Annotated in this window: 17 protein-coding genes; all 17 read right to left on the bottom strand. The window is 43.9% G+C overall.

Annotated features, from left to right (window positions below):
• The gene (locus tag AC1VYI_RS09535) at positions 1-744 is read right to left on the bottom strand and encodes a glycosyltransferase family 2 protein (protein ID WP_258755202.1); all 744 of its coding nucleotides are present in this window, start codon (positions 742-744) and stop codon (positions 1-3) included.
• Entirely contained in the window at positions 734-2,161 is a 1,428-nt protein-coding gene (locus AC1VYI_RS09530) for a mannose-1-phosphate guanylyltransferase/mannose-6-phosphate isomerase (protein WP_258755201.1), read from the bottom strand. Before AC1VYI_RS09530 ends, AC1VYI_RS09535 begins: the two co-directional genes overlap by 11 nt.
• 9 nt (positions 2,162-2,170) lie before the next feature.
• Entirely contained in the window at positions 2,171-2,617 is a 447-nt protein-coding gene (locus AC1VYI_RS09525; protein ID WP_258755200.1) for a GDP-mannose mannosyl hydrolase, read from the bottom strand.
• A gap of 9 nt (positions 2,618-2,626) precedes the next feature.
• Positions 2,627-3,589: a GDP-L-fucose synthase gene (fcl, locus tag AC1VYI_RS09520; RefSeq protein ID WP_374114827.1), complete on the bottom strand. Its 963-nt coding sequence runs from the start codon at positions 3,587-3,589 to the stop codon at positions 2,627-2,629.
• A gap of 3 nt (positions 3,590-3,592) precedes the next feature.
• Positions 3,593-4,711 carry a GDP-mannose 4,6-dehydratase gene (gmd, locus tag AC1VYI_RS09515; protein WP_252091710.1) on the bottom strand — a complete coding sequence of 373 codons (1,119 nt, stop codon included), beginning with the start codon at positions 4,709-4,711 and terminating at the stop codon, positions 3,593-3,595.
• A complete protein-coding gene (locus AC1VYI_RS09510; protein WP_258755199.1) occupies positions 4,708-5,742 on the bottom strand; it encodes a glycosyltransferase family 4 protein in 1,035 nt (344 codons plus the stop codon). Before AC1VYI_RS09510 ends, gmd begins: the two co-directional genes overlap by 4 nt.
• 64 nt (positions 5,743-5,806) lie before the next feature.
• Positions 5,807-6,961 carry an EpsG family protein gene (locus AC1VYI_RS09505; protein ID WP_309486628.1) on the bottom strand — a complete coding sequence of 385 codons (1,155 nt, stop codon included), beginning with the start codon at positions 6,959-6,961 and terminating at the stop codon, positions 5,807-5,809.
• 29 nt (positions 6,962-6,990) lie between these two features.
• Positions 6,991-7,893: a glycosyltransferase family 2 protein gene (locus AC1VYI_RS09500; RefSeq protein WP_258755197.1), complete on the bottom strand. Its 903-nt coding sequence runs from the start codon at positions 7,891-7,893 to the stop codon at positions 6,991-6,993.
• Positions 7,890-9,128, bottom strand: a complete 1,239-nt coding sequence (locus AC1VYI_RS09495) for a flippase (protein ID WP_258755196.1) — start codon at positions 9,126-9,128, stop codon at positions 7,890-7,892. The genes AC1VYI_RS09500 and AC1VYI_RS09495 overlap by 4 nt, the downstream gene beginning before the upstream one ends.
• Positions 9,129-9,140: 12 nt before the next feature.
• The gene (gene rfbC, locus AC1VYI_RS09490) at positions 9,141-9,689 is read right to left on the bottom strand and encodes a dTDP-4-dehydrorhamnose 3,5-epimerase (RefSeq protein WP_482879975.1); all 549 of its coding nucleotides are present in this window, start codon (positions 9,687-9,689) and stop codon (positions 9,141-9,143) included.
• Between the two features lies 1 nt (position 9,690).
• Positions 9,691-10,569, bottom strand: coding sequence for a glucose-1-phosphate thymidylyltransferase RfbA (gene rfbA, locus AC1VYI_RS09485; RefSeq protein ID WP_482883333.1), 879 nt, complete (start codon positions 10,567-10,569; stop codon positions 9,691-9,693).
• Between the two features lie 48 nt (positions 10,570-10,617).
• Complete coding sequence (rfbD, locus tag AC1VYI_RS09480; protein WP_258755194.1) at positions 10,618-11,517, bottom strand: dTDP-4-dehydrorhamnose reductase; 900 nt, start codon at positions 11,515-11,517, stop codon at positions 10,618-10,620.
• On the bottom strand, positions 11,517-12,602 hold the full coding sequence (gene rfbB, locus AC1VYI_RS09475) for a dTDP-glucose 4,6-dehydratase (RefSeq protein WP_482879966.1): 1,086 nt from the start codon (positions 12,600-12,602) through the stop codon (positions 11,517-11,519). The genes rfbD and rfbB overlap by 1 nt, the downstream gene beginning before the upstream one ends.
• A 358-nt stretch (positions 12,603-12,960) precedes the next feature.
• On the bottom strand, positions 12,961-13,857 hold the full coding sequence (gene galF / locus AC1VYI_RS09470; protein ID WP_482879961.1) for a GalU regulator GalF: 897 nt from the start codon (positions 13,855-13,857) through the stop codon (positions 12,961-12,963).
• A 176-nt stretch (positions 13,858-14,033) separates the two neighbouring features.
• Positions 14,034-15,425 carry a colanic acid biosynthesis protein WcaM gene (gene wcaM / locus AC1VYI_RS09465; protein ID WP_482879956.1) on the bottom strand — a complete coding sequence of 464 codons (1,392 nt, stop codon included), beginning with the start codon at positions 15,423-15,425 and terminating at the stop codon, positions 14,034-14,036.
• A 12-nt stretch (positions 15,426-15,437) separates the two neighbouring features.
• Positions 15,438-16,658, bottom strand: a complete 1,221-nt coding sequence (gene wcaL, locus AC1VYI_RS09460) for a colanic acid biosynthesis glycosyltransferase WcaL (protein WP_258755191.1) — start codon at positions 16,656-16,658, stop codon at positions 15,438-15,440.
• Complete coding sequence (wcaK, locus tag AC1VYI_RS09455) at positions 16,655-17,935, bottom strand: colanic acid biosynthesis pyruvyl transferase WcaK (RefSeq protein ID WP_024908095.1); 1,281 nt, start codon at positions 17,933-17,935, stop codon at positions 16,655-16,657. The genes wcaL and wcaK overlap by 4 nt, the downstream gene beginning before the upstream one ends.
• Between the last annotated feature and the right edge of the window lie 9 nt (positions 17,936-17,944).

Genomic DNA, 17,944 nt, shown 5'->3' with positions numbered 1-17,944 from the left:
TTATTTAAGAAACTGTGGAAGTTTAGAAAAATTTTTACAAACTAGAACAATAGGCCATAACAATCCATTATTGCGCATAACCTTAATATCTTCTTTGGATTTTTGAACAATATTAGCAAAAGAGCGGTTACTCATCCCGCCTACGCGCATCTTTGTAAGGACTTTAGGTAAATAGCTCACGGATGCACTGTTCACCCACAAATATCTAACCAATGAGTCGTAGTCTGCTGATATTTTATATTGCAAATTGAAAGCCCCCCACTTCAAATAAAGTTCTCGCTTCATATAGAAGCTAGGATGTGGAGGCATCCAACCTAACTGCATTTTAAATCGTTTAAAAACACCACTATTCCAGCGACGGACAACATTATTAACATTGTCCTTCGATACATACTCTAAATCACCATATACTGCATCACATTGGCTTTCTTTAAATTTACCCACCACATCAGTAATTACATCTGGATAGGCTAGCAAATCATCCGAATGTAAGAAACCAATAATATCCCCGGTCGCAGCCTGAATTCCTTTATTAAGAGCATCATAAATACCTTTATCAGGTTCACTTATGATTTTAGTGACTCGACGAGATGTATTATGAATCAATTCAATAGTTGAGTCGCGGGAGGCTCCATCAATGATTATATACTCAATATCATCATATGTTTGTGAATCCAAAGATAATAAAGTATCTGATATGGTTGCCACACTATTATAAGTTGCTGTGATAATGCTAACTTTCATGATTATTACCGTGAGTGTATTGTTCTAGTCGCACTATGTCATCATCTTCCAGGTAAGCTCCTGTTCTAACCTCTATAATCTCTAAAGGAATCTTGCCAGGATTTTCAAGAGAGTGCGATACACCTACTGGAATATAGGTGGATTCATTTTCGGTCAGTAACTGCGTTTTATCAGCATAATATACTTTAGCAGTACCCGTCACAACAATCCAATGTTCCGCACGGTGGTAGTGAATTTGGGTTGCAGTTCGTTCTCCCGGCTTCACTGTGACTTTTCGGACATGGTAACGACTTCCTTCAGAAACAGCATCTGATGTTCCCCAGGGGCGATATAATTCTCTATGTTGCAGATGTTCATTGCGCGAACGCGACTTAAGCGTATTAACCACATTTTTTACAGATTGTACTTTGTCTTTATGTGAAACAAGAATAGCATCTTTGGTTTCAACGACAACCACATCTTCCAAACCTACCGCGCTGATTAATCTATGTTGTGAATAAAGATAACTACGCTGTGTATCAATAGCAATCACATCGCCATGAATAACATTCTGATTATTATCTTTAGAATCTACTTCCCAAAGAGCCGCCCATGAGCCAACATCACTCCAGTTAGCATCGAGCGGGACAACCACAGCGTCGGATGTCTGCTCCATTACTGCATAATCAATTGATTCATCGGGACATTGGGTAAAAGAGTTTGTGCAAAGTCGAGTAAAATCAAGATCAAGAGAAGCACCATCAAGTGCTTTGACACAAGCATCCAGAATATCAGGTCTATACAGCTTTAATTCATCAATATAGCGTGATGCTCTGAATATGAACATCCCACTATTCCAATAATATGTTCCTTCATCAAGATATCTTTTTGCCGTATCCAAATCAGGTTTTTCGACAAATTCTGATACTTCAAAAGCGTGTTTTGAAACCGGCTTACCTTGCTTTATATAACCATACCCTGTCTCCGGTTTATCAGGAACTATACCGAAGGTTACAAGTTTACCTTCAACAGCAAGATCCAAAGCATTTTCAACCGCTGCAAGAAACGCAGAATTATCCTGGATAACATGATCCGCTGCTAAGACTAAAAGAATTGGGTCATCTTGATTTTTGATAGCATGTAAGGCTGCAAGTGCAATCGCAGGAGCCGTGTTTCGACCTACAGGCTCCAAAATGATACCACTATGTTGTAACTCAAGTTGTCGAAGCTGCTCTGCAACAATAAATCGATGTTCTTCATTACAAATAATCAGAGGGTCTTCATGTTCAACCCCATTCAAACGCATAATTGTCTCTTGAAGCATTGATGAAGAAGACGTCAATGTTAGAAATTGCTTTGGATATAAAGTCCTGGAAAGAGGCCATAACCGACTTCCTGTCCCACCGGCCATTACTACGGGAAGAATGGTGTTAGACATTTTAACCTTCTAGCTAAAGTATTGCTTAGTATAATAGTGGACACAAGGATGATTCCTGATGTGTTCAACCGTCATAAAGGAATATTCATTGTGTTGAGCAGAGGGTAGGTTCAACAACTCTGTATCTATACAAATCTCAAATGCTAATACAACATAATGTGTACTAATATTCTGCCCAACAAAAGCATCAGAATAAAAATGCTCGTATACACCATGAAGTTTCGCGGAGGAATATTCAACGAACTGGCCTAATTCAGAGTGACAGATTCGATGAAAAGCATCAGCGATCTTCTCATCCTTATATATTCTCCCACCAGGTACAAAATAATAATTCTGTGCTGGCGGATTCACTCTTTTGCCAAGTAATACATCTGACTCATCATTATAAACAATAAGATCAATTGATATGAGTGGAGTATGTTCTACAATCGTTTTGAATAATGCAAAATCAAGCATTTGTGGACCCTATTTTCTAAAGGTGTTTTGATTATTCAAAAACCACTCATAGGTTAATGTTAGACCCTCATGTAATGATGTCGACCATCTCCACCCCATATTGCTGAGACGTTCAACATCCATTAATTTTCGAGGAGTCCCGTCCGGTTTACTGGCATCGAAAACAATCTGACCTTTAAAGCCAATGACTGATGCGATTGTTTCTGCCAGTTCACGTATAGTGCAATCAATGCCAGTGCCCACATTAATATGAGAAAGCATTGGCGATGTATTTTTTACATAAGTCTCTGCCGGCAGATTCATTACATAAATCGAAGCCGATGCCATATCGTCTACAAACAAAAATTCACGCTTAGGTGTACCACTTCCCCATACGGTAACTGAGTCTTGGTTTTCAATCTTAGCATTATGGAAGCGTCTTATCAGTGCCGGAACGACATGAGAGTTTTCAGCATGAAAATTATCATTATAACCATATAAATTTGTCGGCATCACACTACGGTAATCACGTCCATACTGACGGTTATACGATTCACACAGCTTTATACCCGCAATTTTCGCGATAGCGTATGGCTCGTTCGTACTTTCCAAAATACCGGTCAAAAGTGCATCCTCGCGCATGGGTTGAGGAACTTCTCGCGGATAAATGCAGCTGGAACCTAAAAACAGCAATTCATTAACATCATTAATATGAGCAGCATGAATGATATTGCTTTCAATCATCAAATTTTGATAAATAAAATCAGCTGGGAAAGTATTATTTGCATGTATACCACCTACTTTAGCTGCAGCCAAATATACCTGATCAATTTTCTCATTTTTGAAAAAATCATTCACTGCTTGCTGAGAAAGAAGATCAAGCTCATCGCGGTTTTTAGTGATGACTTCATTACCCCGCTGCTGGCTAAGTTTTCTTACCAGAGCAGACCCCACCATACCATTATGTCCTGCGACAAATATTCTCTTACCCATGATTTAATTCTCTAATGAGATGGACACATCGAAACCGTTCGCTTTCAAAAGAGCATGCTGCTTAGCCTTTTGTAGGTCACTTTTGACCATCTCCTTACACATCTCTTCAACAGTAATTTCAGGAACCCACCCTAATTTTTCTTTTGCTTTAGTCGGATCGCCAAGCAGCGTCTCAACCTCAGCGGGGCGGAAATAACGAGGGTCGACACGGACAATTACATCTCCGACTTTCACTGCCTGTGCACAGTCACCTGTTACGTTTAGCACAGTGGCTATTTCATCAACTCCTTCACCGCTAAACTGAAGCTCAATGCCTGCTTCAAGCGCAGACATTCGCACAAATTCGCGGACAGAGATTTGTTTCCCTGTAGCAATAACAAAGTCTTCAGGCTGCTCTTGCTGCAGCATCATCCACTGCATTCTTACATAATCTTTAGCATGGCCCCAATCCCTTAGAGAATCCATATTGCCAAGGTATAAGCACTTCTCCAGGCCCTGAGCAATGTTGGCAATAGCTCGGGTAATCTTGCGAGTTACAAAAGTTTCACCACGGCGGGGGGATTCGTGATTGAACAAAATCCCGTTACAGGCATACATACCGTAAGACTCACGGTAGTTTACAGTGATCCAGTAGGCATACAGCTTCGCCACTGCGTACGGAGAGCGCGGGTAGAAAGGGGTAGTCTCTTTCTGCGGAATTTCTTGCACCAGACCGTACAGTTCAGAAGTAGACGCCTGATAAAAACGAGTTTTCTTTTCAAGTCCCAGGAACCGAATCGCTTCTAATAGACGCAATGTCCCCATAGCATCAACATCTGCAGTGTATTCTGGCGACTCAAATGAAACAGCCACATGGCTCATAGCACCCAAGTTATAGACTTCATCCGGCTGAACTTCGGACAAAATGCGGGTCAGGTTAGAGGTATCGGTCAGGTCACCGTAGTGAAGATGGAATTTTGGATTATTAGTATGCGGGTCCTGATAGATGTGATCGACACGTTCAGTATTGAATGAAGAGGCCCGGCGTTTGATACCATGGACTTCATAGCCTTTTTCCAGGAGAAACTCTGCCAAGTAAGATCCGTCCTGCCCAGTGATACCAGTGATTAAAGCAACCTTCATTTTTTACCTCTTACGCTGTTGTAAAAATCTAGAGTTTCTAACGCCATTTTATTCCAAGAAAACCTTTCAGCGTTAGCTAGTCCTAACGTTATTATTTGCCTGCGAACAACAGGATCCTTAAGTTTAATAAGACTCTGCGAGATCTTTTCTGCTGTAATGTTTTCAATTAAAACAGCTGCATCACCCGCAATCTCTTGTACCGAAGATGATTTAGATGCAATAACAGGGCATCCACACTTCATCGCTTCAATTACCGGAATACCAAACCCTTCGTAAAACGAAGGGTAAACTAATGCAAGTGCATTTTGATAAATACTCTCTAACTCATTTTCTGAAATGAACCCTGTATGTTCATAGCGACGAGGTATTTTATCATCTAATAGTCTCAACTCGTTATCAGTAAACCGCCCACCACCAACAACGATAAGTTTTATTTCAGGTGTATATTGTAAGGCAGAAACACACATTTCAAAATTTTTATAACCTTCCCTGGCACCAATAAATACTACATATGGTTCAAATAACTCATTTGTATTGCGGCATGAATAGTCAGCAACGCCATTATAAATAACGCGGGTTTTAATATTTACTGATTCAGGTATGAAATGATGCATATCCCTTTTCGTGTTTTCAGATATACAAATTATCCCATCACTATTTAATATCGCTTTTCTTTTTTGAGCATTAAGAATTTTTGAATTAAGACCTCTGGGATATAAATTCTCTGTGAAATCATGGACAGTTGTAATTACCTTTCCCGAAAATTTTTTTGAGGGCAGTCTATAATAACTTGAGTGAAAAATATCATTTACCCCTCCATTGATTGCTACTCGTCTAAATCTTTCAAAATTCACACCCCAACGAAAGTTTTTATTTACACGTAATTCCTTTGTGTAGCTACTCTCATTTTCATATAATAAATGGAAAACTTCTTCAGGTTGCCTTGATAAATAGCGAAGAAGCTCATCAAAATATACAGAAATCCCACCTGACTTTTGCAATGAGAATATAATACCATCAATAATAATCATTTTGGCCTCGTTATAAATCTACTGTGGATGCTATTTACTTGGTTATACACAAGTAAAATTGCATTCAAATACTACATAAATAACCGTAGCCCATATGCGTTAGAATTAAACATTTATTCCTGGCCGCTTCTCTTAGAGAAATATCATCTAGCGCATCAATATTCTGGAATATAGTCTGTTGATGTAAAATATTGTAATTACTATATTCATATGTGAATGGCCTAATAATTTGCAATCCAAAAAACATATATATCAAGTACTTGCTCAAACTGTTTCTTACTGCTTTAGTGTATTTTTTATAATAAAATGATTCACCAATATTCACATAAAGCACAATTAATACAAACGGCATTCCATACCAACCAATACGTGTCATAACCGGCATCATTTTGCCTATAAAAATAGCAAAGGAAATATATAAGCAACTCCCCAGCAGCATGACATTATTTAGATGATCATGTTTCGATAGCGAATTTTTTTTAATCCGATAAAAACTTACAGCTATCAGAACCATTAATAAGATATCTAATAATGTGCCAGAACCTACAGATAATAATGGTTTATATTGTTCAGAATTTAAGTAAAAATTTAACTTTTGACTAGCAATTGAATCAGCAGGTAAAATCAGCAGTGCCAAATTCAATAAAGTTGTTGATAAGAAGAAAAATAGCCCTCCTGAAATTAACAAGCCGTAACCTATTATTTTTGTGAACACTCGTGAGTATATTGGAATTAAAAATATTAAAGCAATCACCGCAGTTGTGTGAAACGTTGAAGCTAATAGAACTAATAAAATATATTTTTTTGTATTCTTGCAAATTAAATGATTAATCGAATACATTATTATGGACATCGCTATTGCTTGCCTAATAGCTTCTATATACACACTCCATAGAAACATGCTCATAATAGCAATAATAATATAGCACCCATGTTCGAAATATTTCGCATATTGATATAACAACAGTATGTTTATTAAAGCAATAAACACTATAATTGACTGATAGCCCAATATTCCTACTGTATAAACAATAAGCTCATATCCTGGTTCAAATAAAACAAATCCGGGTTCACAGATGTTATTTACATTACAGTCATAATTAACAAAATATCCAATCCAGTCCCCTCCGGCAGGGTAACTTAAAGCGACAAACAAAAATGTTATTGTCGTTGCAACAAAGAGCGCCTGTTTTCTATGAGTTAAAAAGGCATAGATCATAAAAAGACTCAAAAAATATAATAGATATATCATCTTTTTATCATTAACCCTATAAATATTAATAGAGAGAAAATTTTTCGATTACCTGAAAAGACTGAAGGTAAAACCTCTTTGAATGCAAATGACGAAACAATAGAATGGATATGGTGTTCTTCGTGGGTCTTATTTGCTTCATGCTTAAGACATGCTATTGTATTATCAATGTTTTTAGATATTGTTTTAAGATTTTTCTTTAAGCTTTTGGTTTTTTGTAACCAACTTTTCTTTCTTCCTCCGACAACATTACCTGTATGTTGCCGATAAAGAACTGAAGGGTACTCCAGATAATAAAGGCCTTCGCTTCGACTTGCATTTAGTGCCAACCACTGATCATGCATGTGAGCAAATTCTGGGATGGGTAGTGATGCATTAAGTAATTTTCGGTTCAGAATAACCGAGCATCCATATACGCTTGAATTCCAGAATAATTTACTTTGCTTAAGGTTACTCTCTGGATTAATTTCATTAATCGTATAAAAACTTTCCGAAATGATGTTATTTTTTTCATCTATGAGACATAAATCCGTAAATATCATGATTTCCGAATTAACTTTTTCACTCTCGATGCAAGATAATTCATTAACAAGTTTTGATAAGCGTTCTGAAGGCCATATATCATCCTGGTCACAAAGAAGTATATATTCTGCAGTAGTATGCATCAGAGCCTTATTAAAATTTTTTATGACCCCTCCCTGCCTGGAATCATTGACAATGTTAATACGGCTATCACTTTGCATTAATTCTTTTATAATGCTTATGGTAGAGTCAGTTGAACCATCATCACTTATCAAGAGTCGCCAGTTAGAGTAACTTTGTTTTTGTATTGACTCAATCTGTTCACGAATGAATCGTTCCCCATTATAAGTAGCTAATGCTATGTCAACTTGTTTCATTTTCTTCCCGACAATATAATCAATAGTATCAAATCACAGAAAGTCCTCACCGACCAGGCAATAGCTGTTCCTATTATTCCGAATTTTACTGTCAGTACGGATAACAATGAAAGGTAAGGTATTAATTCTATTAAATGCAATGCTGCTGTCGTTTTTGCTTTGCCAAGAGCCTGAAGGCTAACATAGGGTATTTGAGCTAACGCATTAAAATAAAAACCGACTAAAAGTATCTGTAAAACATTAGCAGCCAGATGTGTATATTCCTCCCCCATCCATACCCCCATAATCAGCGACGAGAATAAAACACCAACTATGACGATAGGTAAACATATTACACTTATAATAATATAACTTCTGAATTGGAGAGATCTTCGTTCTTTTTTATCAGAACAATATGCCAGTTTTGGGAAAAGAGCCCTTGCTAATGCATAAGGTATATTAATCAAGCGTGATACACCTTCAGCTGGAGCGGTGTAAAATGCTATTTTTGATGCCCCCATCAAATGCGAAATAATAAAACGATCGAAATATGCCATTATCGGGCTGATAATATTACTAACGGTAATCCATCCGCCAAAGGAGACAAGCCTTTTTAAGGTCTTAAAATTACATGCAAATCTTGAACTATAAATGATTTTTTTACAAATAAAGGCAGTAAGTAAGAATGAAATTATCCGCCCCAGAATTAATCCGTATGCGGCATATATAAGCGTCGGCTTGATTAAACACATTAAGGCTGGCAATAATGCCAGGCAAGTACTCGAAATTACTCGTTGGATATTGATATTAGCAAACTTTTCCAATCCTTCGAGATAACCTAGCCAGACCTGATTTAACAAATAGAAAGGTATTATAAATGAAACTAACATAAATGTTTTTACAGCTTCACTCATCAGATTCGGAGTAACATTTAGTAACTCAACAATCTTTGTAGCCGAGAGAACCATTATGAGCAATGCAATTGAACCTAGTATTATAACAACCACGCTCGCGGTAGATATAATATTCTTCTGTTCTTCAGCATTCTCTCTATTTAGTGATATTTCTCGTATAACTGCACGACTTATTCCTGCATCAAAAATACTTGCGTAACCAATTAATGCAAAAACTAATGTGAATAATCCAAAAGCCTCAGGTCCTAATAATCTGGCCAAGAGTCCCAAAGCTGGAATGGCGACTACCGTAGGGATCGCAAAACCAGCCAAATTATAGATACTGTTTCTTATCAAACTCATGTAAATGAACTTTTAAAATAACTGACATTCATTAAGAGAAAGACCTTTTTTATCTTTCTCAGATATAATAGGTTCAATACCCTCTTGTATTGGCCAGTTTATCCTAATTGATTCATCATTCCAGGCTAATGAATGTTCAAAAGCAGGGTTATAATAATCAGTACACTTGTAAACGAATTCTGTATTATCCTCCAAAACATAAAATCCATGAGCAAAACCTTGCGGAATCCACAATTGTTTTTTATTATCAGCGGAAAGTTCAACTCCAACCCAGCGACCATAATTTTCTGAGGTTTTACGTAAATCTACAGCCACATCAAAAACTGCCCCAGCGGTCACGCGTACTAATTTCCCTTGGGTATTTTGTGATTGAAAATGCAAACCTCTTAGAACATTTTTTGCTGACTTTGAATGATTATCCTGTACAAAGTTCACTTCTCTACCAAGAATTTCATTAAAGGCTTTCTGGTTAAAACTCTCGAGGAAAAAACCTCTGTTATCACCAAATACTTTTGGTTCAAGGATTAATACATCAGGAATTTCAGTCATTGTTACGTTCATTTCACATCCCTTCAACCAATTTAAGCATATACTTGCCATAAGCATTCTTCGACAATGGTATAGCCAGTCTCTTTAGCTGTGCAGCGTCAATAAAACCTTTTCGATACGCAATTTCTTCAGGACAAGAAACCTTTAATCCCTGACGTTCCTCAATAGTCGCAATGAAATTACTCGCTTCGATCAAACTTTGATGTGTACCAGTATCCAGCCATGCGTACCCACGCCCCATCATCGCAACAGACAGACGCCCCTGCTCAAGATAAATACGGTTAATATCTGTAATTTCTAACTCACCACGTGCAGATGGCTTCAGAATTTTTGCCATTTCAACCACGTCATTATCATAGAAATACAGCCCTGTAACGGCGTAATTGCTCTTCGGTTCTAACGGCTTCTCTTCCAAACTAATTGCGGTGCCGCTCTTATCAAATTCAACTACACCATAGCGCTCAGGATCATTAACATGATAGGCAAAGACTGTAGCACCTTCGTCTTTATTTACTGCTGCTTCGAGTTGCTTCGGCAGGTCATGTCCGTAGAAGATATTGTCACCCAACACCAAAGCGCAGCTGTCATCGCCGATAAACTCTTCACCGATGATAAATGCCTGTGCCAGGCCATCTGGACTTGGCTGTACTTTATATTGCAGATTCAGTCCCCACTGGCTTCCATCACCCAGCAATTGTTCAAAACGTGGTGTGTCTTGTGGAGTACTGATAATAAGAATATCTTTTATCCCTGCCAGCATGAGTGTTGACAGCGGGTAGTAAATCATTGGTTTGTCATAAATTGGCAGTAGTTGTTTGCTCACCGCCATGGTCACAGGGTACAGACGAGTGCCAGAACCACCGGCCAGAATAATACCTTTACGCGTAGCCATCATTTTTCTCTATAAAAACCAAATGCCCATATAAGGGCATTTATCTCATTAAATTGATTGAGTCGTAAAAAGCTCAGTGAGCATCCGTTTTACGCCAATATCCCAGGAAGGCAGTACAAGACCAAAATTCGCCTGAAACTTCTCTGTGTTTAAGCGTGAATTATGCGGTCGACGGGCAGGAGTCGGGTAAGCCGATGTTGGAACAGCATTGAGTTTTTCAATAACCAACTCAACACCCGCTTTTCTGGCCTCATCAAACACCAGGGCTGCATAGTCATACCAGGTGGTCGTATTCGACGCGACCAGATGGTAGAGACCAGCAACTTCAGGCTTCATCATTGCGACACGAATAGCATGCGCTGTACAGTCTGCTAGCAACTCAGCGCCCGTTGGGGCACCAAATTGATCGTTGATTACGGAGAGTTCCTGACGCTCTTTTGCGAGCCGCAACATCGTTTTAGCGAAATTGTTGCCCTTCCCCGCATATACCCAACTGGTACGGAAAATAAGATGCTTAGGACAATGCGCCTGTAATGCCTTTTCACCTTCAAGCTTTGTCTCACCGTATACATTCAGCGGCGCAGTCAAATCCGTTTCACGCCATGGCTTTTCACCATCACCGGGGAACACATAGTCGGTAGAGTAGTGAATAACCCATGCGTCTATTTTTGCGGCTTCTTTAGCTATCGCTTCAACGCTTGTTGCGTTGAGGAGTCTGGCAAAATCCGGCTCAGATTCAGCCTTATCAACGGCTGTATGTGCCGCCGCATTGACAATGACATCGGGTTTAATTGCACGAACGGTTTCAGCGATCCCTTCCGGATTGCTAAAGTCCCCGCAATACTGTTCCGAATGAACATCTACCGCAATCAAATTACCTAATGGAGCAAGCGCACGCTGGAGTTCCCACCCCACCTGCCCTGTTTTACCGAACAGAAGAATATTCATTATGAACGTTCCCCGTAGTTCTGTTCGATCCAACTTTTATAAGCACCGCTTTTCACGTTGTTAACCCAGTTCTGATTGCTCAGATACCATTCCACCGTCTTCCGAATTCCACTTTCGAACGTCTCCTCAGGCTTCCAGCCCAGTTCAACGCCAATTTTATGTGCATCAATCGCATAGCGACGGTCATGCCCCGGACGGTCAGCCACATACGTAATCTGATCGCGATAAGACCCCTCTTTAGGCACAATCTCATCAAGCAGATCGCAAATCGTATGCACTACGTCCAGGTTCTGCTTCTCGTTATGGCCGCCAATGTTGTACGTTTCACCCGGTTTCCCTTGAGTGACAACGGTGTAGAGTGCACGTGCATGATCTTCTACATACAACCAGTCACGAATCTGGTCACCCTTCCCGTAAATAGGCAGTGCTTTACCGTCCAGCGCATTCAGGATAACCAGCGGGATCAGTTTTTCCGGGAAATGGTACGGGCCGTAGTTATTTGAACAGTTGGTGACAATGGTCGGGAAACCGTAGGTACGCAGCCAGGCACGCACGAGATGGTCACTGGAGGCTTTCGACGCTGAATACGGGCTGCTTGGTGCATACGCGGTAGTTTCAGTGAAGAGTGGCAGCTCAGTTGATGCCGGATGCTCATCCGGATGCGGTAAATCACCATACACTTCGTCGGTAGAGATGTGATGGAAACGGAAGGCTTTCTTCGCCTGCTCATCCAACGTTGACCAGTACGCACGAGCGGCTTCCAGAAGCACATAAGTGCCGACAATATTCGTTTCGATAAACGCTGCCGGGCCAGTAATAGAGCGATCGACGTGACTTTCAGCGGCCAGGTGCATCACCGCGTCAGGCTTATGCTTTGCGAAAATACGATCCATGGTATCTTTGTCACAAATATCCGCATGCTCAAAAACATAGCGGTCGCTATCGCTGACTTCACTAAGCGACTCAAGGTTGCCGGCATAGGTCAGCTTGTCCACGTTGACGACGTCGTCCTGGGTATTTTTAATAATATGTCGTACAACCGCTGAGCCGATAAAGCCGGCCCCGCCCGTCACAAGAATTTTCACGTTATCTGTTCCGTATGTTGGAAATGTCTGGATACTGCCGCTCTGAAACCTGAGCACTTATTAACTGACGGTTTCAGAAATTGAGCACGCTACCGCCCCTGGCTTAACAGCTACCAGTGCACTGAGCGATATTTGATTAAATGATTTTTCTTGTCTGGATACAGACAAAAAACTGGCGTTAATTGTCGTCCTAAACGACCTCAGAAACAAGCACAAATCGCTACAAAGCGGTCGAGATTTAAATCAGATAACCCTATGTAATCATTACATTAATAACAAAAAACGGCAGCCATCATTTTGGTTATAGATCAACACACCAAAATAATGACTGCCGTTTGTTCAGATCGAGGCTGAAATATCAGTCGTTAGCCAGCAATTTCTCAATCCGGTTTCTGAACTTCGCCCCTTCCTTCAGGTTGCGCAGCCCATAGTTCACGAACGCCTGCATATAGCCCATTTTCTTACCGCAGTCATAGCTATCGCCGGTCATCAGCATCGCGTCAACAGACTGTTTTTTCGCCAGTTCGACAATCGCGTCGGTCAACTGAATACGGTCCCAGGCGCCTGGCTCGGTTTTTTCCAGTTCCGCCCAGATGTCGGCGTTCAGAACATAGCGACCAACCGCCATCAGGTCCGAGTCCAGCGTCTGTGGCTGATCCGGTTTTTCGATGAACTCAACGATGCGGCTCACCTGCCCTTCCGTCTCCAGCGGCTCTTTAGTCTGAATAACGGAGTACTCGGAGAGGTCGCCCTTCATACGTTTTGCCAGCACCTGGCTACGACCCGTTTCATTGAAACGTGCCACCATTGCCGCCAGGTTGTAACGCAGCGGATCGGCAGAAGCGGTATCGATAATAATGTCCGGAAGAACAACGATAAACGGATTGTCACCCACAACCGGACGAGCACACAGAATTGAGTGACCCAGACCCAGCGGCTGCGCCTGACGCACGTTCATGATGGTCACGCCAGGCGGACAAATAGACTGTACTTCCGCCAGCAGCTGGCGTTTGACGCGCTGCTCCAGCAACGCTTCGAGTTCGTAAGAGGTGTCGAAGTGGTTTTCTACCGCATTCTTAGAGGAGTGCGTAACCAGTACGATTTCTTTGATCCCTGCAGCAACAATCTCGTCAACAATGTATTGAATCATTGGCTTGTCGACGATCGGCAGCATCTCTTTAGGAATGGCTTTTGTGGCTGGCAGCATATGCATGCCCAGGCCTGCTACCGGAATGACTGCTTTCAAATTAATCATTATTTCTTCCACCTTAAAATGGTTGACGAATTATAGCTCTTAAACCTGTTTTCGCCAGCATGATTTGCCGTAATCCAGAGGCAATGTTACGCCTTCGCATCACCAATTTCTGTAGTTGTACTCTGATTCGATCACGTTTTTATGCCAGGAATAGTCTCAAAACTGACGATTGTCTATTATCTGTGCGGAAGCGCAAAGTTCAGCCTTTCCACATTCACCACCTGCTGGTCGACCCGGTCAATATCCACCGAGCTCTGCCCCTTCTCATTGACTGCTTTTATGTTCGCCAGCGACAGCAGCGTCTCGTCTTTCGCCATAAATTTACCCCGCACATCCTTGCGCAGGTCGAAGTTGATCTTCAGGGCGGGCCCTACAGCGGCTTCCTGCATCACATTGATGTTGCGTAAAAAAAGATGTTGCGGCTTGTTGTGTAATTCAAGCGTAGCACGCTGCATATCCACGTTGGTTATCGCCACAAACGAGGTCGCGTTACCGGATGAAATCTGTATTCCGCGCAATTTATAGGCAAGCTGGCGGTTATCGAGGTGAATATTGTTGAGCTTGAAGTTCTGCGGGATGGACAAATAATCGCCTTTTATCACCCCATAGCCAATTAACATTCCGGCACTGTTCACCATATCGACATTATCAATAATGAAATTATCACAGCCATAAATGGCCACCGTGGCATTGTCTATTCCCGCCTTTTTACTGAAGTCGGGAGTAATATTTTTGGCCTTAATATTGCGGATAACAAAGTGTTTCCCGTTTTCCACGTGCACCAGCTGGCGACAGTTGCTGCCGGTAATGTTGGCCACCACGAAGTTCTTGACGGTTTGCTTCTCCGGATAGTCATTATCGTAGGTGCTGCCGGCGAGGCCAATGCCGATGCCCCAGTTGATCTTGCCGTTGGTGCAGTTGATGTTGTCGATGACATGATCGGAGATCAGGATATTGCGATCGTTGATGGCGACGTTCCACTCGATCGCATCGCCCTGCAGGTGACTAAATTTGCTGTTGGTGATGCGCGCTCCGTCCACCTGGTTATGGAAACCCTGGCGCAGGATGGCGTAGTTGGCCTGACTCACGCTGATGTTATCAATCAGCAAATTGCGCATCACGCTGGGTTTCTTGCCGCCGATGTAGATCTGCGTCACCGGGCCAAACCCGCTCATAGCCAGCCCTTTAATAACGCAGTCAGAGCCACGAACGTCGAGCGTAATGTTCTCCGTGCGGCCCGCACCTTCACCTATCACTTTGCTGCCTTCCTGCAGAACAAAGCGGCCGCGCCCGTTACCGGTTAACGCCCCGCGGATCAGCAGCGTTTTACCGTCGGGAATGAAAATGCCCGTATTGATGTTTTCGCAGGTGAGCCCGGCAGGGACCACAACCGTGTCGCCATCAGTAAACGCCTGCTTAAAGGCGGCGATCCAGTCGTTGTTATTGTACTGATTAACAGAGACCGTTTTTCCAGCAGTCGCTCGCGCAATGCGTGACGACAGAAGCGGCGTGGCTGCCAGAACGGACAGAGAAGAGACAAAGGTGCGTCGGGTAATCTTTTTCAGCATACATCCTCGGCGTTACAACGTTTGCAGCAGGCTCGCTAACTGGCGATTAATCACCTGCTGGTTAAAATCAGTTTCAACTTTTTGTCGGGCATTCTGGAGCACTGGCTCCAGCGCCTGCTGGTCGATGTCGCTGAAGGCAGCTAATCGATCGGCGAGCGCCATGGCGTTATTCTCCGGCACCAGCCAACCGGAATGGTCCGACTTAATTAGCTCCGGGATCCCGCTGTGCAGGGTCGATACCACCGGTATACCCACGGCCATCGCCTCCATCAACGCCACCGGAATGCCTTCCATATCACCATCGGCGCCCGTCACTGAGGGCAGCAGGAACACATCCGCCTCATCGAGCATGGCCTTGACCTCGTGGCTCGGCTTGAAGCCGGGCATCTCTACGACATCTTCCAGCTGATACTGTTCGATAAGCGTGCGCATACGACGCTCCCACGGCCCAATCCCGAGAATGCGGTAGTGGAAATCCACCCCGCGCGCTTTCAGCTGGCGGCAGGCTTCAATCGCCACATGCAGCCCTTTCTTCTCGGTCAGACGCGCGACGGAGATGATCTGCAGCGGTGTTCCCGGCACCTTTACAGGACGACGCGTGAAGCGCGTTAAATCCACGCCCATACGCGAAACGGCAATTTTCTCTCCCGGACAGCCCATGTTTTTCAGCCGTCCGGCCCACAGGTCGCTGATCGGCAGCATCATGTCGCCGCGTCGGAAAAGCTGCTGATACTCCGGGGTGTAGTGGTTAAGCACTTCACGGCTGGAGATGTCGATACCGTGGAAGATGGTCGCAATTTTACCGTCAATCACCCCCAGTTCGCGCAGCTTCGCAGCGGTGACGCCCGCCGGGCCAAAGTGGGCGATAAACACGTCGGCACGATACGGCTGCGCCGTTTGCCCGCAGATGGCCGACAGGATCAGATTGCGTGACTCCGCCCCATAGCGGGAAACATTCAGCGCCCGCCACGTCGACGCGCGGTGGATCCCGCGTAAGGTCTGGCTGGCCCGGCGGCGCAGCTTGCTCAGCTTCCCGGACGGCTCATCCTGCAGCCAGCGGGTTTTCGCCTCCAGCCCATACTGGGTATACGCCGCATGGGTGTTTTGGGTATCGCCCTTTTGCAGGGCGATAATCTCCACGTCATATCCCATATCGATAAACGCGGTGATTTGGTTCAGAACAAACGTTTCGGACGACAGCGGAAATTTCAGTAAGAAGAAACCAACCTTCATTTCCCCTCCCGTACGCGATCGAGTACCGATTTCACCATCCCAATGCCCTTCTCGCGCTCGGCTTTCACCGCCACCGCCAGACGTTCATTGATAGCAGGCAGTTGGCCGAGCGTGTCCCCCACCATCGCCCCGAGCGATCCGTCCAGCAGATGACGAATATCCACCGCCATTTCCGGCATACCGAGCTGCTGCATAATCCCGGCGGACTTGTGCTCATAGTTAATGGCAATGGCCGGCGTGCCGAAGTTCATGGAGATAATGGCGGAGTGCAGACGGGTGCCCACCGTCAGGTCGCAGGCGGAGAGCAGCTTGCCCATCTCCAGGTCGTTCAGTTCATCCATCACCACGTGATAGCGGGACGGATCGTTCACAAGATTACGCAGGTTCAGCGCCACCATACGGTCGTCTTTGTTGTAACTGTCGATACCGGTGCAGGTTGAGAGCGCCAGCACCTGGTAACCGCTGTCCAGCACGCGGTTCACCACGTCGGCGAAGGCTTTCTCATACGCCGCCTGCGTCGTGCCTAAACGTTTATCAAAGGGCGCCAGCTCACGCAGGGTTATTGCGACGGTTTTCTGTTTCGCCGCCACGTCGAGCCAGTGCTGCACCGCGTAGCTCGCCTGGAAGCTGTCGTCCTGATGATCCACCAGCCAGGCGGTATCCACGCCGTGCTCAACTTTTGAGGTGTCAATTTCGCTGCGCTTCATCATGTCGAGGCTGACCGACTCGCGCAGGATCAGCGCATCGCAGTGGCCAAACACATAGTTCGCCAGCTGGTTAAACTGCGGATCCTGGAAAGGCCCCACGCTGTGGCCGATCATAAACAGCGGCTTTTTCGCCATGAACGTGCACAGCGCATGCTCAAACTGCGGCACGCCGTAAAGATCGACAAAGAACGAACCGCCGACCTGGATAATGGCGTCATAGCCGGACAGCAGGCGAACAAAGTCGGTAAAGCCCTGCGCGATCGCGATGTTGCGCAGCTTGCCGGTATCGGTCACACGGGAAAGCAGCACCTGATGCTGATAGCGACGACGCAGCACTTTCTTCACGCGGCCCATCACGCCCGCGGCGTTGTTATGCTGTTTCATCTGGCTGTAGAGCGGGTCGCCCATCACCGGGCGGTTCAGTAACCAGGATGAGCTGACCGGATAACGGCTCATCACGTCCACTTCGGTCTCAGGCTTAAGGGTGTTAATTGCATCCAGTAAACCGCGCAGGATGGCGCTGTCGCCACGGTTGCCGCAGGTGTGGTTGCCAAGAATTAATAATTTCATAATGGCCTC

Source organism: Enterobacter sp. QK-SA4, assembly GCF_056856775.1.
The sequence above is the reverse complement of the archived record's forward strand: the minus strand, read 5'-3'. Positions and strand labels throughout refer to the sequence as shown.